This window comes from Streptosporangium oxazolinicum, from assembly GCF_039537505.1.
Classification (GTDB): Bacteria; Actinomycetota; Actinomycetes; order Streptosporangiales; family Streptosporangiaceae; genus Streptosporangium; species Streptosporangium oxazolinicum.
Map to the genome: position 1 here is coordinate 638,331 of NZ_BAABAQ010000001.1, position 23,548 is coordinate 661,878.

At 70.6% G+C, this 23,548-nt stretch carries 21 protein-coding genes and 2 pseudogenes; 9 read left to right on the top strand and 14 right to left on the bottom strand.

Features of this window, described 5'->3' with window-relative positions:
* Positions 1-274: 274 nt before the first annotated feature.
* From ABD817_RS03035 to ABD817_RS03055, 5 genes and pseudogenes are all read right to left on the bottom strand, one after another.
* Entirely contained in the window at positions 275-913 is a 639-nt protein-coding gene (locus tag ABD817_RS03035) for a type II secretion system F family protein (protein WP_344914692.1), read from the bottom strand.
* A gap of 510 nt (positions 914-1,423) precedes the next feature.
* The gene (locus tag ABD817_RS03040; protein ID WP_344914694.1) at positions 1,424-2,128 is read right to left on the bottom strand and encodes a type II secretion system F family protein; all 705 of its coding nucleotides are present in this window, start codon (positions 2,126-2,128) and stop codon (positions 1,424-1,426) included.
* Between the two features lie 419 nt (positions 2,129-2,547).
* A pseudogene (locus tag ABD817_RS03045) lies at positions 2,548-3,711 on the bottom strand (TadA family conjugal transfer-associated ATPase); the annotation flags it as partial.
* Positions 3,708-4,754 carry a septum site-determining protein Ssd gene (gene ssd, locus ABD817_RS03050; RefSeq protein ID WP_344914695.1) on the bottom strand — a complete coding sequence of 349 codons (1,047 nt, stop codon included), beginning with the start codon at positions 4,752-4,754 and terminating at the stop codon, positions 3,708-3,710. The gene ssd and the pseudogene ABD817_RS03045, both read right to left, overlap by 4 nt.
* 1,656 nt (positions 4,755-6,410) lie before the next feature.
* Positions 6,411-7,202, bottom strand: a complete 792-nt coding sequence (locus ABD817_RS03055) for a Fic family protein (RefSeq protein WP_344914697.1) — start codon at positions 7,200-7,202, stop codon at positions 6,411-6,413.
* A 438-nt stretch (positions 7,203-7,640) separates the two neighbouring features.
* Here ABD817_RS03055 and acs point away from each other — a divergent pair, with 438 nt between their 5' ends.
* The 5 genes from acs to ABD817_RS03080 all read left to right on the top strand — a co-directional run bounded on the left by acs (position 7,641) and on the right by ABD817_RS03080 (position 13,172).
* A complete protein-coding gene (gene acs, locus ABD817_RS03060) occupies positions 7,641-9,626 on the top strand; it encodes an acetate--CoA ligase (RefSeq protein ID WP_344914698.1) in 1,986 nt (661 codons plus the stop codon).
* Between the two features lie 892 nt (positions 9,627-10,518).
* Positions 10,519-10,986, top strand: coding sequence for a phage holin family protein (locus ABD817_RS03065; RefSeq protein WP_344914700.1), 468 nt, complete (start codon positions 10,519-10,521; stop codon positions 10,984-10,986).
* A complete protein-coding gene (locus ABD817_RS03070; protein ID WP_344914702.1) occupies positions 10,983-11,906 on the top strand; it encodes an alpha/beta fold hydrolase in 924 nt (307 codons plus the stop codon). Before ABD817_RS03065 ends, ABD817_RS03070 begins: the two co-directional genes overlap by 4 nt.
* Before the next feature lie 127 nt (positions 11,907-12,033).
* A complete protein-coding gene (locus ABD817_RS03075) occupies positions 12,034-12,474 on the top strand; it encodes a DUF309 domain-containing protein (protein ID WP_344914704.1) in 441 nt (146 codons plus the stop codon).
* Between the two features lie 209 nt (positions 12,475-12,683).
* On the top strand, positions 12,684-13,172 hold the full coding sequence (locus ABD817_RS03080; protein WP_344914705.1) for a GNAT family N-acetyltransferase: 489 nt from the start codon (positions 12,684-12,686) through the stop codon (positions 13,170-13,172).
* A 64-nt stretch (positions 13,173-13,236) separates the two neighbouring features.
* Here the strand turns inward: ABD817_RS03080 and ABD817_RS39530 are convergent.
* Positions 13,237-13,338 (bottom strand): annotated as a pseudogene (locus ABD817_RS39530) (IS5-like element ISMt1 family transposase); the annotation flags it as partial.
* A 96-nt stretch (positions 13,339-13,434) separates the two neighbouring features.
* Positions 13,435-14,634: a MarP family serine protease gene (locus ABD817_RS03085; protein WP_344914707.1), complete on the bottom strand. Its 1,200-nt coding sequence runs from the start codon at positions 14,632-14,634 to the stop codon at positions 13,435-13,437.
* A gap of 72 nt (positions 14,635-14,706) precedes the next feature.
* Between ABD817_RS03085 and ABD817_RS03090 the strand changes: the two genes are divergently transcribed.
* Positions 14,707-15,234, top strand: a complete 528-nt coding sequence (locus ABD817_RS03090; RefSeq protein ID WP_344914709.1) for a HEAT repeat domain-containing protein — start codon at positions 14,707-14,709, stop codon at positions 15,232-15,234.
* 13 nt (positions 15,235-15,247) lie between these two features.
* On the opposite strand, the gene ABD817_RS03095 is transcribed toward ABD817_RS03090, so the two are convergent.
* Positions 15,248-15,892 carry an NUDIX hydrolase gene (locus tag ABD817_RS03095; protein ID WP_425583237.1) on the bottom strand — a complete coding sequence of 215 codons (645 nt, stop codon included), beginning with the start codon at positions 15,890-15,892 and terminating at the stop codon, positions 15,248-15,250.
* A gap of 119 nt (positions 15,893-16,011) precedes the next feature.
* On the bottom strand, positions 16,012-16,731 hold the full coding sequence (gene nth, locus ABD817_RS03100; RefSeq protein ID WP_344914711.1) for an endonuclease III: 720 nt from the start codon (positions 16,729-16,731) through the stop codon (positions 16,012-16,014).
* A gap of 45 nt (positions 16,732-16,776) precedes the next feature.
* Between nth and ABD817_RS03105 the strand changes: the two genes are divergently transcribed.
* Positions 16,777-17,499 (top strand): Crp/Fnr family transcriptional regulator, encoded by a 723-nt coding sequence (locus tag ABD817_RS03105; RefSeq protein ID WP_344914713.1) that lies wholly within the window; start codon positions 16,777-16,779, stop codon positions 17,497-17,499.
* A gap of 161 nt (positions 17,500-17,660) precedes the next feature.
* On the opposite strand, the gene ABD817_RS03110 is transcribed toward ABD817_RS03105, so the two are convergent.
* From ABD817_RS03110 to sp36, 4 genes are all read right to left on the bottom strand, one after another.
* Positions 17,661-18,467 carry an MBL fold metallo-hydrolase gene (locus ABD817_RS03110; RefSeq protein ID WP_344914715.1) on the bottom strand — a complete coding sequence of 269 codons (807 nt, stop codon included), beginning with the start codon at positions 18,465-18,467 and terminating at the stop codon, positions 17,661-17,663.
* Complete coding sequence (locus tag ABD817_RS03115) at positions 18,464-19,300, bottom strand: NUDIX hydrolase (RefSeq protein ID WP_344914717.1); 837 nt, start codon at positions 19,298-19,300, stop codon at positions 18,464-18,466. The genes ABD817_RS03110 and ABD817_RS03115 overlap by 4 nt, the downstream gene beginning before the upstream one ends.
* 367 nt (positions 19,301-19,667) lie before the next feature.
* On the bottom strand, positions 19,668-20,138 hold the full coding sequence (locus ABD817_RS03120; protein ID WP_344914719.1) for a RidA family protein: 471 nt from the start codon (positions 20,136-20,138) through the stop codon (positions 19,668-19,670).
* Positions 20,135-20,290 (bottom strand): Sp36 family protein, encoded by a 156-nt coding sequence (sp36, locus tag ABD817_RS03125; RefSeq protein ID WP_344742745.1) that lies wholly within the window; start codon positions 20,288-20,290, stop codon positions 20,135-20,137. Before sp36 ends, ABD817_RS03120 begins: the two co-directional genes overlap by 4 nt.
* A 460-nt stretch (positions 20,291-20,750) precedes the next feature.
* Here sp36 and bagA point away from each other — a divergent pair, with 460 nt between their 5' ends.
* Both bagA and bagB read left to right on the top strand, forming a co-directional pair.
* Positions 20,751-21,755, top strand: a complete 1,005-nt coding sequence (gene bagA / locus ABD817_RS03130) for an ATPase BagA (protein WP_344914721.1) — start codon at positions 20,751-20,753, stop codon at positions 21,753-21,755.
* The gene (gene bagB, locus ABD817_RS03135; protein ID WP_344914723.1) at positions 21,752-22,879 is read left to right on the top strand and encodes an ATPase BagB; all 1,128 of its coding nucleotides are present in this window, start codon (positions 21,752-21,754) and stop codon (positions 22,877-22,879) included. The genes bagA and bagB overlap by 4 nt, the downstream gene beginning before the upstream one ends.
* 178 nt (positions 22,880-23,057) lie before the next feature.
* Here bagB and ABD817_RS03140 read toward each other — a convergent pair whose 3' ends face one another.
* Complete coding sequence (locus ABD817_RS03140) at positions 23,058-23,354, bottom strand: WhiB family transcriptional regulator (RefSeq protein ID WP_012887233.1); 297 nt, start codon at positions 23,352-23,354, stop codon at positions 23,058-23,060.
* Positions 23,355-23,548: the final 194 nt, after the last annotated feature.

A 23,548-nucleotide genomic window follows, 5' to 3' on the forward strand; every position in this document is an offset into this window, starting at 1 on the left:
GGAGATCTCCACCGGACCCACCGCCCGGCATCGGTCACGCCAGGATTCTCCACACGCCCCGGGCGCCGCTGACCCGAACAGCGTTCTGTGGAAGAAGCTCAGGTTGTCCACAGCCTGGAAGCAGAAAATGGCCATGGAAAGCCTGAAGCGGCCCCCTTTGGCGAAAGAGGGCCGCTTCAGGCTCTAGATGGGGAAATTTCCGGAGGTCTATCCACAGGGATCGTCGTTTTCTTGTGGATAACCCTGTGTCGATGGGGGAAAACCTGTGGATAACTCAGGGGAGCAGCACCTCACCTGCGAGACCGGCCACGACAGGGATGATCCCGAGGAAGACGAAGGCGGGCAGAAAACACAACCCCAGGGGAGCGACGGCCTGCACCCCGACCCGCTGGGCGGCCGCCGACGACGCGGCACGAGCGGCACGGCGGGAGTCGTCGGACAGCCTCGTGAGGACATCGGCCACCGGCGCACCGCTCAGCGCGGCCCGGCTCATTGCCCTGGCCAGAGGAGCGAGCGAGCGCTCGGAGGCCAGAGCCCGCCAGGCGCTCTCCGGAGCGGCTCCGAGCCTCAACTGGCCGTTCACCCAGGCCAGCCTCTCGCCCAGAGGTCCGCCGATCGCCTCCACCGTGACGTCGATGGCTCCGGTGACCGGTTGGCCAACGCGCAGGCAGGCGACCATGAGGTCGGCCGCCAGCGGCAGATCCGCCGTCACCCGCCGACGTTCCTCGCGTATTTCGGGTGGTTCCCGTCTCCGTAGAATCACCAGCGCGATCCAGAAACCGGCGATGCCCACGACCGCTCCCGGCAGGCCACCCACGGCCAGGAACGCCGCCAGTCCAGGGGCGAGGGCGGTCGCGAGTTCGCCCCGGCCCAGCCGTCGCCTCTCCTTCGGCTCCCTCGACTCGCGAGCCATCCTTACGGACACATCGCGAGCCCTCTTCTCGAACGCATCACGGGCCCTTTCAGACGCATCGCGAACCGTGCCTGCGGACGTATCGTGAGCCGCACCCGCCGACGCGTCGTGAGCCGTGCCCGCGAACGCGTCGCGAACCATTCGTACAGACGCGTCGCGAACTGTTCGCGGTGGCGCACCGCGAATCGTTCGCACCGACACACCACGAGCCGTTCGCTCCGCCGCACCGCGACCTGTTCGCGGTGGCACATCGCGAGCCGTTCGCGGGGAAAGGGATGGGGAGAGATTACGAGCCGTCCCCGTGGATGAGGAGAACGCGAGTGCTCCGGCCTCCTGGCGCATTTCCGGGAACCTGGCCGGATGGGGTGAGCATCGCACGCGGCGGAGCCGGTCGGCGGGTTCTCTCGGAGTGCTCCACAGCCGACCGGCGATGCCGGCGAGCACCATGGCCAGCAACAAGATGATCACTGTCTCTCCTCCTCACTTCCTGACTTCCTGGCCGCGCGGACGTCAGATCCGCTGGGCACGAGTGACCAGACGGTGGGTCCACCACAGCCCGCAGGCGTCGAGCGCGAGGCCGACAACCAGGCAGCCGACGCCCGCCGGGCTGCCGAACAGGAAGTGCAGCGGACGCATACCGAGACCGGCCGCCATCAGCAGGCCCAGAACGGGTAGACCCGCCAGCAGCCGGGCCGTGGCGCGGGGACCGGCGAGCTGGGCGTCGACGTCGTGACGATGCGCCTGGGCCTCTCGCAGGGAACCGGCGACACGATCGACGAGAACGGCCAGTCCTGCCCCCGCGGTCACGCTCGCCTGCCAGCAGGCGGCCAGCCCCCTGAACGCCTCGCCTCCGTGTTCGGGTGCCGCAGCCAGCAGAGCGGCGGGAACGTCGCCTCCGTCTCTCGCGGCCGCGACCAGCGGACGCAGGGCCACGGGATCGGGAAACCCCGCCGCCCCCACGGCTCGCGCCAGCGCCTCGCCCGCCGTTCGCCCCGCGGCCAGCTCGGCGGCGAGCCCCTGGCACAGCTCGATCGACGCGATCCGCCAGGCGTCCGTACCCTTGGAAGGCCGCGCCCGGACGGTGAACCTCTCACGGAGAGAACCCGGCGCGACCGGACGGCGACACCTCATCCGGCGCAGGCGGGCGGTGCCGGGGTCCACCCCCGCCCACAGCCACGCCGCCAGGGCGGCGAGAACCAGGGCGGTCGCCATCATGGAACCGGCCGTGACATTGGCCGTGACATCGGCTGTGACATCGGCTGTGACATCTGCCGTGGCATCGGCTCGTCGAAGCCCGGACGACCCGTGACGTCCGGTCGAGGCTCCCGACGGTGATGGGGCGCGGACATCGCCGAACATGGATCCGCGGCGCCGGGAGGAAACTCTCGCGGACGTGGAGGATGCGGAGAATGGCGTGAAGGATCCCGGACATCCGGCGGTGGGCCGCTGGGAGGCGAGGAGGCGGCATCTCGGTAAGGGATGCCCCTGGAAGAGGAATGAGCTCCGGCTGAAGAGGCTCCGGCTCGGGATGCTCCGGGGAGTCGGGACGCTCCGGGGAACTCGTACGATCGCGGCAGACGGGAGGAGACGTGATGCCCGTGGCGGGGGGTTGGCGAGGTGTGCACGCCGGGCGCTCGGGCCGCGAGGGCGGGCAGGCCGGGACCGGGGGTCACCCGGCCGTCCGGGGCGAAGGTGAGGGCCGATTCGGCTTCGACCAGCCCCGAAGGGCGGCGGACCATCATGCAGATCTCGGCGACCCGGCGACGGCCGTCGGCACGGTCGCGGGCCAGGTGGATGACAACGTCCAGGGCGGCGGCGATCTGGCTGTGGACCGCCTCCCGGCTGAGACCCGCCGCACACCCCAGCGCTTCCAGACGGGGTGGCACATCGGTCGCGGTGTTGGCGTGCAGCGTGCCACAACCTCCCTCGTGACCGGTGTTCAAAGCGTTTAGAAGATCAACTACTTCGGCCCCTCGGACCTCTCCGACGACAAGCCGGTCGGGGCGCATCCGCAGGGCCTGGCGAACGAGGTCGCGCAGGCCGACACCACCCGCGCCCTCGAGATTGGCCGGGCGCGACTCCAGACGGACGACGTGCGGGTGCAGTGGTCTCAGCTCCGCGGAGTCTTCGACCAGCAGCAACCTCTCACCGGGATGGGCCAGGGAGAGCAGGGCGGAGAGCAGGGTCGTCTTGCCCGTACCCGTACCGCCCGTGACCAGGAAGGCGAGCCTCGACTCGACCACCGCGGTGAGAACGGCGACGCTGTCGGCCCTGATCGCACCCGCTTCGACCAGGTCGGGAAGGGTGAAGGTGCGTCTGGGCGGGAGCCGCAGGGAAAGGCAGGTGCCGTTGGGCGCCACGGGCGGAAGGACGGCGTGCAGCCGGACGCCTCCGGCGAGGCGGGCGTCGACGTACGGGCACGCGTCGTCGAGGCGCCTGCCCGCCGCGGAGGCGAGACGCTGCGCCAGCCTCCGGAGAGCGTCTTCGCCCGGGAAGACGACCGAGGTCAGGCGCAGCCCGCCGCCGTCGTCGACCCACACCTCGCGCGGACCGTTCACCAGCACGTCGGTGACCTCGGCCTCGGCCAGCAACGGCTCCAGCGGACCCGCCCCGATGAGATCGGCGCACAGGACCCGGGCCACCGCCAGGATCTCCGCGTCGCCGAGCATCGCCCGCTCGGCCCGGAGCGCGACCGCGACGTGCGCGGCACTGGGCTCGACACCCGTCCGGGCCAGCCGTACGCGGACCGCCTCCACCAGCTCCGGTGAGACCGTCGCGGCGGTCTCGGCCCGCTTCACGCGTCCGCCCCGAACAGCTCATGCAGGAACGCGGCGCAGAACCGTCCGAGAGAGGTGCGGCGGCCGAGTGGGGGAACGTCCCCCCGGTCGAGGGCGGCGGCGAGACGAGGCTGGTCGGGGAGGCTGCCGCCGTGCGGGATGCCGAGTGAGGTCGTCACCACGTCGTCGTTCAGGACCCCGCTGCGCACGACGGCCCGCACCTCACCCGTGTGCCCGCGCAGCCCGGCGAGCACCTGGGCCGCGGCGAGCACGCCACGCACGTCGGCGGTGACGACCAGAAGGGTCGTGGCGGCTCGTCCGAGCGCCTCCACCGCCGCCTGGTCGAGGTGGCGCGGCAGGTCGACGACCACCAGGTCGAAGCCCCTGCGGCCCGCCTCGAGGACCGAGCGCATCGCCTCGGCCGGGATCGGGTCGACCTCGCCCCGGTGGAAGGAGAGCAACGTCAGCCCGGCGAAGGTCGGCAGGGCCGCCTGGAGCGCGGTGTAGCTGACCCTGCCCTCACGGGCGACCAGGTCGGACCAGCGCGCTCCGTCGGACTCCTCCTGACCGAGCAGGAGATCCAGACCTCCGCCGAGCGGGTCGGCGTCGACGAGGAGGGTGCGGATGCGCCGCCGGGACGCGGCCAGCGCCAGCGAACCCGCCAGGACGCTGGCTCCCGCTCCTCCCCGCCCGCCCGCGACACACACCACGGAGCCGGATCTCGCGGATGGCTCGACGGCGTCGGCGAACTCGTCGACCAGCTGTCGCTCCGCGGCGGGCAACTCCAGCACGCCCTGGGCGCCGACCGCGACGCACTTGCGCCATGTGTCGGGATCCTCGGAGGTGTGGGTGGCCAGGAAGACACGGGAGCGAGGTGGCGGGCCGGTCGCGGCCAGGGCGTCGGCCACGTCGCCCCCGACGACGACCAGCGGCGCACGGTTCCAGTAGGGCCGGGCGTGCGCGGGCACGTGGGCGACATCGAGCTCGGCTCCGGCCGCGGCGGCGACACGGAGCAGGTCGTCGAGCAGATCATGATCTTCGGTGATGACCAGCGGGCGGTCCACGGATGCCTCCCTGGGGTGCGGGGACCCCACTTTCCGTGATGGCCTCCCCTCACCGGGAAACCGAACGCCGTACTGTGGATAACCGGCCGCCAATGGCCCGGCCTGTGGAAAACCAGTGGCCGGGACATCCGCGTACGGCTCCGTACGCGGGGTCCACCGGCACGGGATGAGCCGGACAAACGCGGACGAGACCCGAGAAGCCCAATCAGGCCGGATCAGACTGGGAGATCAGGCGAGAAGCGCGGGTCGTACGCGGGACGAGGGCGCCGAACGCGCCGGAGCCTTGCCACGCGTGCTCACGCCCGGCGGGCCCATCGGGAAGTTCTCCGAGGGAGCCCTGTCGCCGAGGATCTGTGCCTCGAAGGTGATGCACCCCGCCAAAGGTGGCGTACCGCCGAAGACGACGTACCGCTGAAGAGCCGTATCGGGGCGGAGACCGGGAAGGCGTGCCGACCCGGGGCGGAGGACGGCCGGGAAAAGGGGCGACCCCCGCCGGGGGGGAGAGCGGGGGTCGCCAACCGGTCCGGCTCTGGGGGGGTAGAGCCGGTCCCGTTTCAGAAGAAAGCCTTCAACAGCCAGCCGGAGCATGGCAGGAGGATTGCATTGCAACCCATGCGCAGTTACTCCGGTTTGGGGAGATACCACCTCATGCTGCCCGATCAACTCAAGTTTCGTCGAGGAGTAATCCTTGATTTCCACTAGTTTTTTTAATGTAACGGTCCAGTCTCCGGATGCGCCTCCGCCGAGGCGCGTTCCACACACGGACGAACGGTGGTGACGCTCAGTGATCGTCACCGAGGTGCCGTGCCACCAGCCGGACGCCGCGTCGTCCGGGACTCCCAAGGCACAAAACGACACAAGAGGGGATTCGTCCATTAATGCCCCCTGATCCGTAAAGGTCTTGCTCTCAGGGGTTCCCATCAGCACGGATCAGACGTACAAAGGTTTTACGGACCACTTGTCCGGGCACGGCCGCCGAGTACCCACGCGCCGCCAGCCGCGGGAGGCGCGCTGGAGTGGGCTTGTCCCACTCCAGCGATTATCAGGTGCACGCTTGGTAACTCGGTCAGGACGCGTCGGCGGCGGCGCCCCACACCAGGGGCGCCGTCGGTACGTAAGGACACCTTCTCAGGATGTCCGTAATCAGTGACGTTCAGTAGTCAAACGTGCGGCCGGCCATCGCTCAGCGACACGAGTGAGCAGGTGAGCGGGCGGTCCGGAGACGCGCTCCAGCACAGATACCCGGGCGGGCCGAGGACGCGAGCGTACTCTCGGGCGGGTCAAGGACGCGAGCGAACAGGCACAGGAGCACCCGGGCGGGTCAAGGACGTAGGCGAGCAGGCGTGCAAGCACGCGGGGCGGGCCGGGGACGTGGGCGGGTGTCTTCTCGGTGATCCGCCGCCGGATAGCCGGTCACCGCGCGATCGGCCGCCCTCTACCAAAGCGCGATCGGCCACTGTCACAGCCGGTACCCCCGTCATGACCGGCACGTTCCGGCCGACATCCGAGACCAAGCCCCAAGACCCGGGACCCGTCAAGGCTCACCGAGGCCCGCCCAGGCCGACCGCCGACCACTCGCCGACCGGCGTGATCGGCCACCGCCCTCCGGGACGGGCGGTGACCCGCCTTCAGGACGAACGTGCCCCCCGCCCGAGGTCAGCCGCGCTGCATGGCCTCGCAGATCGCCGTGGCCTCGCGTACGCCCAGCGTGACCGCCGACGCGCAGTGCCGCACCCACGCGGCGACGCCTTCGGGGGTGCCGCTCAGATACGACCGCAGCCCCTCCCCATAGGCGGGGCCGAGTTCGAGGTGGCCCACCTCGACGGCCACCAGCGACTTCGGGTCCAGGCCGAACTCCACCAGCGTCAACCGCTCCGCCGCCCGCGCGACCACCCCGTCCGCCGTCCCGAACGGGCGCAGCACGGCCAGTTCCGCGTGTACGACGGCGGCGAGCACCAGCGCCGGGGTCTTCGAGGAGGCCGTCACCAGCTGGACCAGCCCGTCCACCCGTGCCACCGCCTCCTGCGGCCCGGGGGCGGGCCCCAGGCCGAGCGGGTCGGGCGCCCCCTCGGTCGCCCTGGGGCGACCGAGGGCCTCCGCGCCTCCGCCGTCTCCGGTGAGCCCCGAGGCGGCGAGGGTGTGCAGCCTGGCCAGCACCTGGCGGGGCGCCGCACGCCAGGTCGCACCGAGCCGCCCCAGCTCGGCCGAGACGCGCAGCGCGCCCTGCACCACGGGGTCGGTGACCTCGGGAATGACGTCGAGGGGCACGTCCACGCCCTCCAGGGCGGCTGACGCGCGGGCACCGCGCAGCGCGGATCTGGCCGACACCTCCGGACTCTTACGCCGCAGCACGCGGTGCCCGTAGAGCCGGTCGACGGCCTTGCGCGCGTCGGTGACCGCCTCGGACACTCCGGGCATTCCCGCGATGACAGCCAATGGGTCGCTCACGTTGCCCGACCCTATCGGGGACCACCAGGCGAGACTTCGGCCAGACCAAGGGGCACCTGGGTCGCACCCCGGCCTGCCTGAGGCCCTCCTTCGAGGAGCCGCCCTTGAAGACCTCGGAGACCTCGGAGACCTTGGGAGATCGCCTCGGCGAGGCCCCCGGAAGTCGCCCCCGGAAACAGCGGGCGAACCGTTCACCGAGCGCATGACACCGCCCGGCGCACCATCCCGTCAATGCACGTTGAATAACGCCGTCTACATTCCTACGGTGTCGAAAACGCAACGTTTCGAGGGTGATTATCCCCAAAAATAAGGCGTTTTGAATGCATATGGTCCCTCATCACCGATTGGTACAGACCTGTCTAGACCTCTTGTGGCGGGCACCGCTGGCCTGGTGAAGTGGGACACGACCAGTCGATAGCAGTACGTGAGGAGTGCGTAGTGGCCCCGGAGACCCCTGGTTCCGAGTCGCGTGAGACCCAGGAGACGCTGTCGAACCTGCTGCGGGAAACCCGGCGGTTCGCACCTCCTGCCGACCTGGCCGCGGCCGCGAACGTGACCGCCGACGCCTACGCGGAGGCCGAGAGCGACCGCCTGGCCTTCTGGGAGAAGCAGGCCGACCGTCTGACCTGGTCGAAGCGCTGGGACACCACCCTTGAGTGGAACCCGCCCTTCGCCAAGTGGTTCGTCGGCGGCGAGCTCAACATCGCCCACAACTGCGTCGATCGTCATGTGGAGGCGGGCCACGGCGACAAGGTCGCCTACCACTGGGAGGGCGAGCCGGAGGGCGACACCCGTACGCTCACCTACGCCGACCTGCTGCGCGAGGTCTCCAAGGCCGCCAACGCCCTCCAGGAGCTGGGCGTCGGCAAGGGCGACCGGGTCGCGATCTACATGCCGATGATCCCCGAGCTGCCGATCACGATGCTGGCCTGCGCCCGCATCGGAGCGATCCACTCGGTGGTGTTCGGCGGGTTCTCCGCGACCGCGCTGAGCGGCCGGATCCTGGACGCGGACGCCAAACTCGTGGTCACCGCCGACGGCGGCTACCGACGCGGCGCGCCCAGCGCGCTCAAGCCGACCGTGGACGAGGCGGTCAAGGAGTGCCCCGGCGTCGAGCACGTCCTCGTCGTGAGGCGGACCGGCCAGGACGTCGACCAGACCGACAAGGACGTCTGGTGGCACGACATCGTGGACCGGCAGTCCGACGTCCACGAGGCGCGGCCGAACGGTGCCGAGGACCCGCTCTACATCCTCTACACCAGCGGGACGACCGGCAGGCCCAAGGGCATCCTGCACACCACCGGCGGCTACCTCACCCAGGCCGCCTACACCCACAACGCGGTGTTCGACCTCAAGCCCAACACCGACGTCTACTGGTGCACCGCCGACATCGGCTGGGTGACCGGCCACTCCTACATCGTGTACGGCCCCCTGGCCAACGGCGCGACCAGTGTCATCTACGAGGGCACCCCGGACACCCCGCACCGCGGCCGGTTCTGGGAGATCGTGCAGAAGTACGGGGTCACGCTGCTCTACACGGCCCCGACGGCCATCCGTACGTTCATGAAGTGGGGTGACGACATCCCCGCCAAGTACGACATGTCGTCCCTGCGGATCCTGGGCAGCGTCGGCGAGCCGATCAACCCCGAGGCGTACGTCTGGTACCGCGAGCACATCGGCGGCAACCGTACCCCGGTCGTTGACACCTGGTGGCAGACCGAGACCGGCGCCGTCATGATCAGCCCGCTGCCCGGCGTCACCGAGGGCAAGCCCGGCGCGGCCATGCGCCCGCTGCCGGGCATCACCGCCGACGTGGTCGACGACCAGGGGCAGAGCGTGGGCAACGGCGGTGGCGGCTACCTCGCGATCCGCGACCCGTGGCCGTCGATGCTCCGCACGATCTGGGGCGACGACCAGCGCTACATCGACACCTACTGGTCCCGCTTCGAGGGCATGTACTTCGCGGGCGACGGCGCCAAGAAGGACGAGGACGGTGACATCTGGCTGCTCGGCCGGGTGGACGACGTCATGCTCGTCTCCGGGCACAACATCTCCACCACCGAGGTCGAGTCCGCGCTGGTCTCCCATCCGAAGGTCGCCGAGGCGGCCGTGGTCGGCGCGACCGACCCGGTGACCGGGCAGGCCATCGTGTCGTTCGTGATCCTGCGCGGCAACGCCGAGGAGGGCGCGGACATCGCGGCCGAGCTGCGCGCCCACGTGTCCAAGGCGCTGGGCCCGATCGCGAAGCCGCGCCAGATCCTCGTGGTCCCGGAGCTGCCCAAGACCCGCTCTGGAAAGATCATGCGGCGTCTCCTGCGTGACGTGGCGGAGAACCGCAGCGTCGGCGACGTCACCACCCTGGCCGACAGCACGGTGATGAACCTCATCTCGGAGAAGCTGCCCAGCGCCAAGAGCGAAGACTGAGCGGATCGGGACACCCGGGTGGGCCGGAAACGCGGCCCACCCGAAACGGCCGGGTCCGCCGGGCATTCAGAGCGCTCCGGAGCCTCGCGAAAAGCCCTTCGGGAAAGCCTCCCGTGAGCTCCCTTGAGCTTCATTGAGCTCACGCGAACTCGCCTGGGCTCGCCTGCGGCTCTCGTGAGGCCGTGAGCCTGCGGCTCTCGTGAGCTCACCCGTGGCTTTCGTGAACTCACGAAGGAACTCACGAAGGGCCCTTCACCGCGTGGCTCTCCCGAAGGGAGGATCTCCAGCGACTTCCGACGGCGTCTCCCGGATGCCCGGATGTCTCCGGACGATGCTTCCCGGATTCCTGGACCCCCGGACGCCTTCCCGCGATGCCCTCAGTGATCCCCGGACCCCAGGACCCCCGGTGGCCTTCCCCGCGATGTCTCCGGTGACGGAGATTCCCGCTCAGGAGGCTCTTCCCGCCGGTCCGGCGACGTTCACCGGGTCGCCTCCGGGGTAGCTCCCGGCCCGTTGACATCATCCTTCCGGCCGAAGGCCGCCGAAACCGGGGAACTCCCTCCCTCACGGACCGGGAGTCGCCCCGGCGGCCGCTGTCCCGATCAAGGGTCCAACGGTCCCGCACCGGCTCCACACACCACCCGCCCGGTGGTGGACCGGTGGTGCAGGTTCTCCCCACCGGACAGCCGAGACCTCACCAAACCGGTGCAGTCCCATGCCTCTCTTCCTCCCCGGGACTAAAGTCTGAAGTCTTGACGACGCAGGTATTTGATGACACGTACGCGATGACCACCGGCGTGCTCGCGGCGCCGGTTCCGCTGTGGGTGTGCGTGCGCGACCGCCTCAACGCGCAGCATGATGTTCGACAAAGGCCCTCGATAGGAGATCGTCCATGACACACATCCCGCCCGCGGAACCCCAGGAGGAGTCACTGGGCGCGCTGGTCGCCGCCGCCAGCGACCACATATCCACCCTGGTCCGCGCCGAGATCGAACTGGCCAAGGCCGAGTTCAGGTTCGACGCCAAACGGGTCGGTATGGCGGCGGGGCTCTTCGGCGCCGCGGCGTTCATGGCCCACCTGTGCCTGATCCTCGCCTCCTTCACGATCGCCCACGCCCTGGTCGCCGCGGGCCTGTGGACCTGGGCCGCCTTCCTGATCGTCACCGTGCTCTACCTGCTCGTGGCCGGGCTGCTGGTCTTCATCGGCATACGGCGGCTCAAGGGCCTGACCGGGATGAAGCGGACCCTGCGCTCGCTCAAGACCATCAAGAGCGGCGAGCACGACCCCGCTCTCGACGTGGCTCCGATCACGCCCGCCCAGGCGGGTGGCCATCGCGACCCGGTGAGACCCGGCCAGTGAGCAGGCCCGACGAGTCCCTGGTCAGGGTCGAGGGCCCGTGGACCCACCGTTCCGTCCACGCCGGCGGTACCCGCTTCCACGTCGTGGAGGCCGGTACGGGCCCTCTCGTGCTGCTGCTCCACGGGTTCCCGCAGTTCTGGTGGAGCTGGCGCAACCAGCTCGTCTCGCTCCCGGCGGCGGGCTATCGCACCGTCGCCGTCGACCTGCGGGGCTACGGGGCCAGCGACAAGCCTCCGCGTGGCTACGACCTGCACACCCTGGCCGCCGACGCGGCCGGGTTGATCCGGGCGCTGGGCGAGACCGGTGCGATCGTCGTCGGCCACGACTGGGGCGGGTTGCTCGCCTGGACCATGGCCGTGACGGATCCCAAGGCGGTCCTGCGGCTGGTCCCGGTCTCGGCGCCGCACCCCCGCCGTCTCCGCACCACGCTGTTCACGCAGCCCTTCGGCCAGCTCAGGGCGGCCCGCTACGCGCTGGGCTTCCAGCTGCCGCTGCTTCCCGAGTGGCGCCTGACCGCCAACTCCGGCGCCAAGGTGGGGCGGCTGCTCGATCAGTGGTCGGGTCCCGGCTGGCCGGAGGAGGACGTGGCGAAGACCTACCGCGACGCGTTCCGCATTCGCAACGTCTCGCACTGCGCGCTGGAGTATCACCGCTGGTTCGGCCGCTCCCAGATCCGTCCGGACGGATGGCGTTACGCGAGGACCATGCGTACTCAGATCAACGCGCCGACCCTGCAGCTGCACGGCGCGCTCGACGGGCACATCCTGCCGCGCACCGCCCAGGGCTCCGGCCGCTACGTCGCCGCCCCCTACCGGTGGCGGGTGATCGAGGACGCCGGACACTTCCCGCACGAGGAGCGCCCTGAGGAGTTCGACGCCGAGCTCGTCGCCTGGCTGTCCGACCCGGAGCCCGACCGATGAGCGGGCGCGACACGAAGCTCGACCGTGAACGGGCATGCCCCGGAGCCCAGCCGATGAACGGGCCCGGCCGTGAACAAGCACGCCCCGGAACCCGACGGGTGAACAAGCGCACCCCGGAGCCCGGCCGATGAACGGGCGCGACCGGGATCCCGACGGGAGGCCGCGCAACCAGCGTCCCCGCGACGCGTTCGGGCGTCCGCTGCCTCACGGCGCCGAGGGTGTGGAACGCATCCCCGACGACTACGCGCCGAGCGCCGAGGAGGCCGTCTCCGAGGCGCGCCGCCTGCTCGGCGAGGGGCGGCCGTTCCACGCCCACGAGGTGCTGGAGGGCCGCTGGAAGGCCTCCCCCGAGGAGGAGCGCGAGCTGTGGCAGGGACTGGCGCAGATCTGCGTCGGTCTCACCCACCTGCAGCGGGGCAACCGGCGCGGGGCCGCGGCGCTGTTCGCACGGGGCGCCGACCGGATCAGCGGCTACGGCATGCCGTACGAGCGGATCGCCAGGGCCGCCCACGAGCTCGACGACCTGGAGGCCGACGTCGCCATCGCCAGGATCGAGGCCCTTCTCTGACCAGCACGCCTCGTCCCGGCCCGGCCGCGCGACGGGGAGACCCGGCGACGGCCCACGGACGGTTCGCGGGTGCTCCGCGGGCGGGCCGGGGACACCGCGACCCGGACCGGGCGGCGGACGGCCGACGGTGAGAACGCGGGCGGCGCGAGCGGGCTCCGGCGCCGGAAAAGCGTTCGCGCCCCCTGCGACCGTCTCGGCATACTGGGCGGATGCTGATCAGGGAAGCCGTCGTGGACGACTGGCCGGCCATCTGGCCGTTCTTCCGCGAGATCGTCGCCGCCGGTGAGACCTTCGCCTATCCGCTCGATCTCGATCAGGAGACGGGTCGCGACTGGTGGCTGCTGCCCGCCCCGAACCGTACGATCGTCGCGGTCGACGACGACGGCGTGATCCTCGGCACCGCGAAGATGAACAACAACCAGATGGGCAACGGCTCGCACGTCGCGAGCGCCAGCTACATGGTCGATCCAGCGCATTCCGGGCGCGGTGTGGGCCGTGCGTTGTGCGAGTACACAATCGAGTGGGCTCGGGCGGCGGGTTTCCGCTCGATGCAGTTCAACGCGGTCGTGGAGACGAACGAGACGGCGGTGCGACTGTACCGGCGACTCGGATTCGAGGTGCTCGGCACCGTGCCGGAGGGCTTCCGGCACCCGGTGAAGGGCTACGTCGGACTGCACATCATGTGCCGCGCTCTTTGACGGCTTCCCCGGAACGCGCCCGGACGCACCGCGGGCATCACGCGCCCCCGAACGGATGCGGCCGAACCCGGCTCCACGGGCCGGGCCCGTGCCCGGCGGGCGGATCCCGCCACGGGCTGCCGGTACGAAACCGCCACGTCACCGACGTCAGCGCCGGACGATGATCGATAACGTACCGTTCCTCGTCGGCGAGGTCTCCACGCGCCACGGCGACGGCCTACCGGGACCGCGCACCACCGTGTGATCTCCCCCCGCACAGGCCCTAGTTCTGGTCGCACTCCTGGGTGTCGACCTGGTTGAAGAGCTTGGAGCCGTCCTCGGCGTCCGGCGCGACCTCCGCGGCGGTGAGCACGTAGCCGGTCTCCTGCTGGTCGAGGGCGGCGGCGAAGACGACGCCGTAGACCTTGCCGTCGGTGGTGAGCAGCGGGCCGCCCGAGTTGCCCTGGCGGACCAGGCCGCGGATGGCGTACACGTCACGGACGACGGTCTTGCGCTCGTAGATGTTGAGGCCCTTGGCCTTCTGCTGCACCCGGATGCGGGCCACGTTCATGGTGTAGCCGTGGCCGTGCGGGAATCCGGCGACGATCGCGTCGTCGCCCTTCTCCGCGGTGCCGTCGAAGCGCAGGATCGGCATGTTGAGCCCGGTGACGTGCAGGATGGCGATGTCGCGGTCGGGGTTGTAGAGCACGACCTTGGCCGGGTGGGTCTTGTTGAGGTAGTCGGTGACCTGCAGCCCCTGGTTGACCCCGGCGACCACGTGCGCGTTCGTCATGATCTTGTTCTGGGCGTAGACGAACCCGGTGCCCTCGATGTGCTTACGGCAGCTCGTGGCGACGCCCTGGACCTTGACGATGCCCCGGCGCGCCCGCGTGAGCTGCCTGTTGCCCTTCGCCACGCTCTGGTCGGGCGGCGAGACGTCGACGAGCTGGCCGCCCCCGATGGCGTCGAACACCTTGGGGAACCCGGAGGTGTCGATGAAGTTCTTGAACGGCTTCTGCAGGTCCTTGGCCGCGCTGGGCAGCGTCTGGTCGACCGTGCTCAGCAGCAGGGACTTGTTGACCTGCTCGCTGATCAGGGTGAACTGCGACGACGCCAGCAGCGAGCCGATCAGCCACGCGATGATCAGCACGGAGAAGGCGCTCGCGAAGGTGCCGCCGACCGCGTCGACGACCTTGGCGGGCTCCCAGGTGACGTGGCTGCGGACCACCGCGCCGATCGTGGAGGACGCGAACTGCCCGACCGTGGCGGCGAGGAAGACGATGACGATCGCGAGCAGGGCACGCTCGGTCTCGCCGTCGACCACGGCCCCGGCGATGGGCGGGGCGATGAACATGCCCAGCAGCCCGCCACCGACAAAACCGACAAAGCTCAGGGCACCGATGATGAACCCCTGGCGGTATCCCGACACCGCGAAGGCCACCATCAGGGCGATCAGGATGAGATCGAGGAGATCACCGCTCACTCCCTTACGGTATCCAGCCGCCGCCCCGCGCGTGCACACCTTCCCTGAGGTCTCTGCGGTTATCGTGGCCGGATGGCGATGATCGGAGGGGCGGCGGTGGAGTCTCTCATCGAGACCGCGCTGCGGGAACAGGATCAGGAGGGCGCGGCTCGCTGGCGCGCGATCACCCAGTTGCAGGAACGCGGCGATCTGGAGACCTTCACCGCGGCACGGAGGCTGTGCTCGGGGAAGACCACCGCCGAGCGGATGCTCGGGGTCGACATTCTGGGGCGGCTCGGCTTCGTCGACCGGACGCTGCCGGTGCTCCGCGCCATGTCCGTCCGGGAGGACGACTGCCTGGTGCTCTACTCGGTGCTGATCGCCTTCGGCCATCTCAGGGACCGCCGCGCGCTGCCGTCGGTGATCGCCCTCGCCGAACACGACGATCCCCGGATCAGGTACGGGGCCGCCTACGCGCTGCCGAACATCATGGGCAGCCCGCCCGACCCGACGGGCCTGGCCGCGCTGCGGCGGCTCACCCTCGACCCCGACGAGGACGTGGCCGACTGGGCCCGCCTCGGCCTCGCCCTGTCAACGGGACGCGAGGTCGAGGACGTCTGAGGTCAAGGGCTTCTCAACGGGACGCGAGACTGAGGACGTCGGGCGGGATGTCCTCGACCCGTGACCGGTCCCAGGGAAGCTCGAAACCCGAGTCGCCGAGCACCCCGTCGAGCACTCCGGCGGTGAACCCCCACACCAGCAGCCCGCGCACCCGGAACGCCGGTCCCAGATAACCGCTCGGGTGGCGCAGCCTGATCCGGTTGTCCGGGTCGACGAGCTCGCGGATCGGGACCCGCTCCACCGACTCCACCTCGTCGGGAGAGGCCGCGTGCACCACGCAGGGCGTGTGCCACCAGGCCAGCACCGGGGTCACCCGGTTGTCGCTGTGGCTCACGTACAGCTCGGGCATGGTCCCGAGCACCCGGACGCCCACCGGGTCGAGACCGGTCTCCTCGCTCGCCTCGCGCAGCGCGGCGGCGATCGGGCCGTCGTCCTCGGGATCCACCCCGCCGCCGGGGAACGCGGGCTGTCCCGCGTGCCTGCGCCCGCGCGAGCTCCGCTGGATGAGCAGCACATCCGGGCCGAGCGGCCCCTCACCGAAGAGCAGGAGCACCGCGGCCGCCCGCCCTCCGGACGCCGGAGGGCGGAACATCGGGGGCACCGGTGCCCCCGCGACCCGCTCCGCCAGCGTTTCCAACCACCCAGGAACCTCTTCCACGGGCACACCTCCGGCTCTCTGCAACACGGTGCCCCGCCCCGGGCTTCCCGGTGCCCGCGAATCCGCGGGACGGAAAGGCAACCGGCCTGGGCGCTCCTCCGGCGACGGTCAGGAGAAAATCACGAGAAGGGGCCGGGACGCACCAGCTTGGCGGCGAGGACCGGGTCGAGGGGGCCGAGGCCGTACGAGGGGCAGAGCGCGGCGAGCGGGCAGACGCCGCAGGCCGGTTTGCGGGCGTGGCAGACGCGGCGGCCGTGCCAGATCAGGCGGTGGGACATCATCGTCCAGTCGCGCTTCGGGATGAGCCCGGCGACGACCTGCTCGATCTTCACCGGGTCGGTCTCCGAGGTCCAGCGGAAGCGGTGGGTGAGCCGCTGGAAGTGGGTGTCGACGGTGATACCGGGCACTCCAAAAGCGTTTCCGAGCACGACGTTGGCCGTTTTGCGGCCGACTCCCGGCAGGGCCACCAGGTCCTTGAGCCGCTTGGGGACCTCGCCGCCGTGGCGCTCGCACAGGGCCTGGGCCATGCCGACGATGCTGGTGGTCTTGGCGCGGAAGAAGCCCGTGGGCCGGATGATCTCCTCCATCTCGGCCCGGTCGGCACCGGCGTAGTCTTCCGCTGTGGGATATTTTGCAAAAAGGGTAGGAGTGACTGTATTAACCCTTTTGTCCGTGCACTGGGCGGACAGGATCGTCGCGACCAGCAGTTCGAGGGGATCTTGGAAGTCGAGCTCGCAATGGGCGTCAGGATAGGTCTCCGCCAGGATCCGGTCCATTCGACGAGCTCGACGGACCAGGGCAAGCTGGGATTCACCACCGGGGCTGACATTGCGAAGCACTCCGACAGCCTACGCTCAAGGCCCCCCGGAGAGTGGCACGGTGGGATGGGTCACAATGACTGCGTGAGCCGTGAAACAGGAGGCACTGTGAACTCCGATGACGTGCTGGGCAAGGCCCCTCTGTTCGCCGCGCTCGACCGTGAGAGCGCCGCCGCGCTGCGCACGAGCATCTCCGAGGTGGAGCTGGCCAAGGGGCAGACCCTCTTCAGCGAGAACGAGACCGGAGACCGCCTCTACGTGGTGCTCGAAGGCAAGATCAAGCTCTCCCGCACCTCGCCAGACGGCCGGGAGAACCTGCTCAGCGTGCTCGGCCCGAGCGAGATGTTCGGCGAACTGTCCCTGTTCGACCCCCGTCCCCGTACGGCGTCGGCCACCGCGCTGACCGACGTCCTCCTGGCCGGGCTCGGACACGACGACCTGCGGCCCTGGCTGACCGGCCGCCCCGAGGTCGCCCTCCATCTGCTGCGGGCCCTGGCCCAGCGCCTTCGCCGTACGAACGACGTGCTGGCCGACCTGGTCTTCACCGACGTGCCGGGCCGGGTGGCCAAGGCCCTGCTCGACCTGGCCGAGCGCTTCGGCCAGCGGATCGACGACGGCGTGCGGGTCCACCACGACCTCACCCAGGAGGAGCTGGCCCAGCTGGTCGGCGCCTCGCGGGAGACCGTGAACAAGGCGCTGGCCGACTTCGCCCAGCGAGGCTGGCTGCGCATCGAGGCCAAGGCCGTGGTCATCATGGACCTGGAGCGGCTGCACAACCGCTCGCGCTGACCCCCGGGAGAGCTTCCGGATCGGGAGGACGAATCACCCGGAAAAGGACCGTTCCGAAGCGGCCCCTCCGGGGAGCGGGCCGCCTCGGAGGCGGGTCCGGCGACGATCACTCCGCCGCCGTCGCGGGTGCCCAAGGCGCCCAACGGGCCTCGGAGCCGGACCTAACCGTCGAGGTAGGCGAGTTGCGCGCGGACCGACATCTCGGCGGCGGGCCAGAGCGACCTGTCCACGTCCGCGTAGACGATCTCGACGATCTCCGGGGGCGTCGTCGCCCCCCGCCGCCGCGCCTCCCGGATCTGGTCCAGTCTCCGCCGCCGGTGCGCGATGTAGCCGTCGAGGGCGCCGATCGGGTCGGGCAGCACCGGGCCGTGACCGGGCAGCAGCGCCTCGGCCCCGACCCCCTCGGCCCTCGCCCGGAGCCGGTCGAGAGAACGCAGATAGTCGGCCAGGTCGCCGTCCGGGGCGATCACGGTGGTACCTCGGCCGAGCACCGTGTCGCCGGTGAGGATCGCCCTGTCGCGCGGCAGCCAGAAGCAGAGCGAGTCGAACGAGTGACCGGGCGTGCCCACGACGTGCACCTCCAGGTCCCCGGCCGTGACCACGTCGCCGTCGCCGAGCCCCTCCTCGCCCAGCCGGTGCGCCGGGTCCAGGGCCCTGACGGGCGCGCCGACCAGCCCGGCGAACGTCGCGGCACCGCCGCTGTGGTCGTGGTGACCGTGGGTGAGCAGGATGGCGGCGACCCTGCGGCCCGCCAGGTGCCCGGCGACCCGCGCGAGGTGCTCGTGGTCGTCCGGTCCCGGGTCGACGACGATCACCTCCTCCCCGAGCTCCCCGGACTCCGTGGGGCCGATGACCCACGTGTTCGTACCGTCCAGGGTCATCTCGGAGGGGTTGGGGGCGAGGAGGTTGAACGCGTGGTCCGTACCGGCCCCGTCGGGTCCGGAAAGGGGGATCCGCAGCCCGCTCACCGCGCGCCGAACCGGTAGTCGTCGTCGAGCACGATGCGCATCTCCCCGTCCATCTCGGCGATCCTCGGCATGAAGGTCACGATCTCACGCTCGGTCGCGAGCACCTCGGGCACCTTCCCGTAGGCGCTCAGCTCGGTGAGCGTGCGGTGCGTCGGGGGCATCAGGAAGATCCGGCCCGCCCCGCCCTGGTCGAGCGCGTCGGCGGGCCGTACCCAGGCGACCTGGTCGGCCTCGCCGCCGACGTCGCGGGTGAGCTGACCCGGCGGGAGCGCCGCGACGAAGAACCGGGTGTCGAAGCGCCTGGTCTCGACCTCGGGGGTGATCCAGTGCGCCCAGGGACGCAGCAGGTCGGAGCGGAGGACCAGGCCGCGCCTGCCGAGGAAGTCCGCGAAGGACAGGGTCTTGCCGATCAGGGCGAGCCGGTCGGCCTCCCAGTCCTCGCCGGTGGTGTCGGACACGACGGACCCCTCGGACGGCCCGGCCAGCAACACCCCCGACTCCTCGAACGTCTCCCGTACGGCGGCGCACACCAGGCCCCGGGCGGTCCGCTCGTCCGCGCGGAAGATCTCGCCCCAGGCGGCGGGCGAGGGACCGGCCCAGGTGATCACCTGGTCGGTGTCGCGCGGGTCGACCGACCCGCCGGGGAAGACGTAGGCCCCGGCGGCGAAGGCCATGCTCGCCTTGCGCCGCAGCAGGTAGACCTCCAGCCCTCCGGCGTCCTCGCGGAGGACGACCACGGTGGCGGCGTCCCGGGCCGGGACGGGGGCGATCCGCCCGGCCAGGATGTCGCGCGCACGCTCGCCCAGCTCACCGGAAAGCGGAATACCGCCCATTGAGACCCTCCACCAGAACACCGCTCGGTTTCAGGTCCATCATGTGGCACGGTCCCGCCCCGGACAATCACGGATCCGCTCCCGGCGATCACGACCCCGCCTCGTACCGCACCCGTACGACCGCAGACCCCGTGGCGGCGCCTCGTAGCGCGACGTGGCCGGGCGACGTGGCTGGGCGACGCGCTCGCATGGCCCCCGGGGAGCCCCCACGGCACCTGTGCGGCCCCGGCGAACCTCACCCGCCCCGAGCGCCACACCCGCCATCACCGGGCCTCACCGGGCCTCACCGGGCCTCACCGGGCCTCACTGAACCGCCGGGGCTCCGGGGCTACCGGGGTCTTCCCAAGCCCGGGGCGCCCCGGCGACCTCAGCGAACCTCGGCGACCACCTCGACCTCGACCGGCGCGTCCAGCGGAAGGACCGCGACACCGACCGCGCTGCGGGCGTGCCTGCCCGCGTCGCCGAGCACCGCGGCGAGCAGGTCGCTGGCGCCGTTGACGACCTGCGGCTGGCCGGTGAAGCCGGGGGCGCTGGCCACGAAACCGACCACCTTGACGATCCGGACGATGTTCGACAGTCCTCCGGCCGCCGACGCGACCGCGGCGAGGGCGTTGAGCGCGCACACCCTCGCGAGCTCGTAGGCGTCCTCGACGTCCACCTCGGCGCCGACCTTCCCCGCGGTCACCAGCTTGCCGTCCACGATCGGGAGCTGCCCCGAGGTGTAGACGTGATCGCCGGAACGCACCGCCGGGACGTACGCCGCCAGCGGCGGCACCACCTCCGGCAGGGTCAGGCCGAGTTCCGCCAGCTTCTCCTCGGCCGTCGCCCCGGCCGTCACTGCCTGGGCCGCTTCAGGTAGGCGACCAGCTGCTCGGGGTTGGGACCCGGCACGACCTGGACGAGCTCCCAGCCGTCCTGACCCCAGTTGTCGAGAATCTGCTTCGTCGCGTGGACCAGCAGCGGCACCGTCGAGTACTCCCATTTCGTCATGCGGGACACATTAGCGAGACCGCCCCCGGCAAGAGGCCCACCCTGCCCCCTCCGCCCCACCGCGACCCCTCGGACACCCGGCCCTGCTCATGCCCGGCTCCGGAACGGGTACCGGCGTGGGTCCCCCGCCCCCCGCCACCGGAACCGAACCGGTGATCCGGACGGTTCTCTGTGAGAATCTGCATATTTACTTTCCGCATCCGACCGGTTAGCAAGACGGTCGCGCACGGTTCACCGGGCCGCGCGCCGGGCCCCCGGCGGCCCCCACCCGGGCGCGTACGGCCCGAAAGCCCCTGGCGAACAGGGAAAACGGCGGCGGAGACGGCCGCTGGAGGCGTCCCGGACGGGCGCCCGTGACCGGGCGCGCCCACCCCCCGCCCACCGGGGAGCGGTGCCGGAGCGCGGTCTCCGGGGAAGGCGCCGAGGAGTTGTCAAGTACCGGTTGGGTAGCCTTCGAAGGGTGAGAGCTCGCGACACCGATTGGGACGGCGTACGCCTTCACGTCGTCACCGGCAAGGGCGGCACCGGCAAAACCACGGTGGCCGCCGCACTCGCGCTCGCCCTCGCGGCGGGTGGCAGAAAGGTCCTGCTGGTCGAGGTCGAGGGCCGCCAGGGGATCTCCCGGGTATTCGACCTGCCACCGCTGCCGTACGAGGAGCGCAAGATCGCTGTCGCGCCCGGCGGCGGGGACGTCTACGCGCTGGCCATCGACGCCGAGGAGGCCATGCTCGAATATCTTGAGATGTTCTACGGCATGCGCAGGGCGGGCAGGGCGCTCAGCAAGATCGGCATCGTCGACTTCGCCACCACCATCGCCCCCGGCTTCCGCGACGTGCTGGTCACCGGCAAGACGAGCGAGGCCGTCCGGCGCAAGGGCAAGGACGGCAGGAGAACCTACGACGCGGTCGTGCTGGACGCGCCGCCGACGGGCAGGATCGCGCGCTTTCTCAACGTCACCAGCGAGGTCGCGGGGCTGGCCAGGGTCGGCCCGATCAAGAACCACGCCGACCTGGTGAACGGCGTCGTGTCCTCCCCCGAGACCGCCGTGCACTTCGTCACGCTCCTGGAGGAGATGCCGGTCCAGGAGACCCTGGACGGCCTGCGTGAGCTCCGCGCCGCAGGGCTCCCGCCCGGTGGGATCTTCGTCAACATGATCCGCGAGTCGCTGCTCCCCGCTTCCGTCCTGGACGCCGCCGCCGAGGACAGGTTCGACCCGACCGAGCTGGTGCTCGGTCTCAAGGCCGCCGGGCTCACCGACGGCGGCTCCGCCGCGGTCGCCGTGGCCGAGGCCCTGACCGAGGAGATCGCCGAGCACGCCCGCCGCACCGAGCTGGAACGGGACGAGGGGCTGGCGCTGGACAAGGCCGCCCGACCCCGCTACGACCTGCCGCTGCTGGCTGACGGGGTGGACCTGTCGGGGCTGTACGAGCTGGCGGAATCGATCCGCACCCAGGGAGCAGCGTGAAGAAGCCTCCGTTCCTCGACCTCGACGCGATCATCGACGACCCGGGCACCCGGATCGTCGTCTGCTGCGGCTCCGGCGGTGTCGGGAAGACCACCACCGCCGCGGCACTGGGGCTGCGCGCGGCCGAGCGCGGCCGTTCCGCCGTGGTGCTCACGGTCGACCCCGCGCGACGGCTGGCGCAGTCGATGGGGCTCACCGAACTCGACAACACCCCCAGGCCCGTCATGGGCGTCGAGGGGGAGGGCCGCCTGCACGCCATGATGCTCGACATGAAGCGGACCTTCGACGAGATCATCGAGGCGCACGCCGACCCCGAGCGAGCCCGTCAGATCCTGACGAACCCCTTCTACCAGTCCCTGTCGTCCAGCTTCTCCGGCACGCAGGAGTACATGGCGATGGAGAAGCTTGGCCAGCTCAGGCGGTCGGACGACTGGGATCTGATCGTCGTCGACACCCCGCCGTCCCGCTCCGCGCTCGACTTCCTCGACGCTCCCGAGCGGCTCGGCCGCTTCCTCGACGGCAAGCTCATCCGGGTGCTCATGCTTCCCGCCAAGGCCGGGGGACGCGGCGCGTTCAAGCTGTTCAACGCGGGCTTCGGCATCGTCGCCGGGGCGCTGACCAAGCTGCTGGGCGCGCAGGTGCTCAAGGACCTGCAGACGTTCGTGTCCGCGCTGGACGCCGTCTTCGGCGGCTTCAGGGCGCGGGCGGAGCAGACCTACCGGCTCCTGCAGGCCCCGGGGACGGCGTTCGTCGTCGTGGCCTCGCCCGAGCGCGACGCGATGCGCGAGGCGTCCTACTTCGTGGAGAGGCTCGCCGAGGAGCGCATGCCCCTGGCGGGTCTCGTGGTCAACCGGGTGCACCGCTCGCCCGCGTCCATGCTGTCCGGGGCGCGGAGCACCGCCGCCGCGGAGGACCTGGAGTCGCGCGGCGAGCACGAGCTCACCTCCGCCGTGCTGCGGTTGCACGCCGGGCGGATGCAACTGGCCGCCCGCGAGCAACGCGAGGAGGAGCACTTCATCTCCGCCCATCCCACGGTGCCCGTCGCGCGGGTCCCCGCCATGTCGCAGGACGTGCACGACCTGGAGGGACTGCGCGAGGTGGGCGACCTCCTGGCCGCCCGCTAGAAGACGCCGCCCGCCGGAAGACACCTTCCACCGGAAGACGTCGTCTGCTGGAAGACCGGGCGAGACCGGGAACGGGAACGCGCGTGGCGGCACGCGTTCCCCGCCCGTCACACCTACCCGTGACATGCGTGTACGGCTGGCGCCCGGCGCCAGCCGTACGGGATGGATCGGCGCGAACTCAGCCGGCGATCAGCTCATTAGTCCGCTCGTATTCTTCTTTGGCCAACTCCAGCAGGTCCCGCCAGGAGTCGACATCCGGTCGCCGACGCAACAGCGCCCGGCGTTCGCGCTCGGTCATCCCGCCCCACACCCCGAACTCGATGCGATTGTCCAACGCATCGGCGAGGCACTCGGTCCGGACCGGGCATCCTCGGCAGATCAGCTTCGCTCGGTTCTGGGCAGCACCCTGAACGAACAAAGCGTCAGGATCCGCACCCTTACAGGCCGCACGGGAGGTCCAATCCGTGATCCACATTCGACCCCACTCCCCTTTAGGTGGTCAGTCGTGACTTGGGCCGACGGGCGCGGGCGTCGGGCCTCGGTATTCAATTGCTGCAGAAAGAGAACGTACGCAACCAGACGTTCGGGCCGACAGACCCCGGCGGGACCAAATTCTCACATGGTCATCCACGGCCATCTGGCCGGGAATGACTAGTCACCTGCCTGAGA

What these genes read in the sequence shown, in the direction of transcription:
- ABD817_RS03035 (WP_344914692.1), bottom strand. Translation starts at nt 913, where the DNA reads ATGGCTCGCGAGTCGAGGGAGCCGAAGGAGAGGCGACGGCTGGGCCGG.
- ABD817_RS03040 (WP_344914694.1), bottom strand. Translation starts at nt 2,128, where the DNA reads ATGATGGCGACCGCCCTGGTTCTCGCCGCCCTGGCGGCGTGGCTGTGG.
- ABD817_RS03065 (WP_344914700.1), top strand. Translation starts at nt 10,519, where the DNA reads ATGACACACATCCCGCCCGCGGAACCCCAGGAGGAGTCACTGGGCGCG.
- ABD817_RS03075 (WP_344914704.1), top strand. Translation starts at nt 12,034, where the DNA reads ATGAACGGGCGCGACCGGGATCCCGACGGGAGGCCGCGCAACCAGCGT.
- ABD817_RS03080 (WP_344914705.1), top strand. Translation starts at nt 12,684, where the DNA reads ATGCTGATCAGGGAAGCCGTCGTGGACGACTGGCCGGCCATCTGGCCG.
- ABD817_RS03090 (WP_344914709.1), top strand. Translation starts at nt 14,707, where the DNA reads ATGGCGATGATCGGAGGGGCGGCGGTGGAGTCTCTCATCGAGACCGCG.
- ABD817_RS03105 (WP_344914713.1), top strand. Translation starts at nt 16,777, where the DNA reads ATGGGTCACAATGACTGCGTGAGCCGTGAAACAGGAGGCACTGTGAAC.
- ABD817_RS03115 (WP_344914717.1), bottom strand. Translation starts at nt 19,300, where the DNA reads ATGGGCGGTATTCCGCTTTCCGGTGAGCTGGGCGAGCGTGCGCGCGAC.
- sp36 (WP_344742745.1), bottom strand. Translation starts at nt 20,290, where the DNA reads ATGACGAAATGGGAGTACTCGACGGTGCCGCTGCTGGTCCACGCGACG.
- ABD817_RS03140 (WP_012887233.1), bottom strand. Translation starts at nt 23,354, where the DNA reads ATGTGGATCACGGATTGGACCTCCCGTGCGGCCTGTAAGGGTGCGGAT.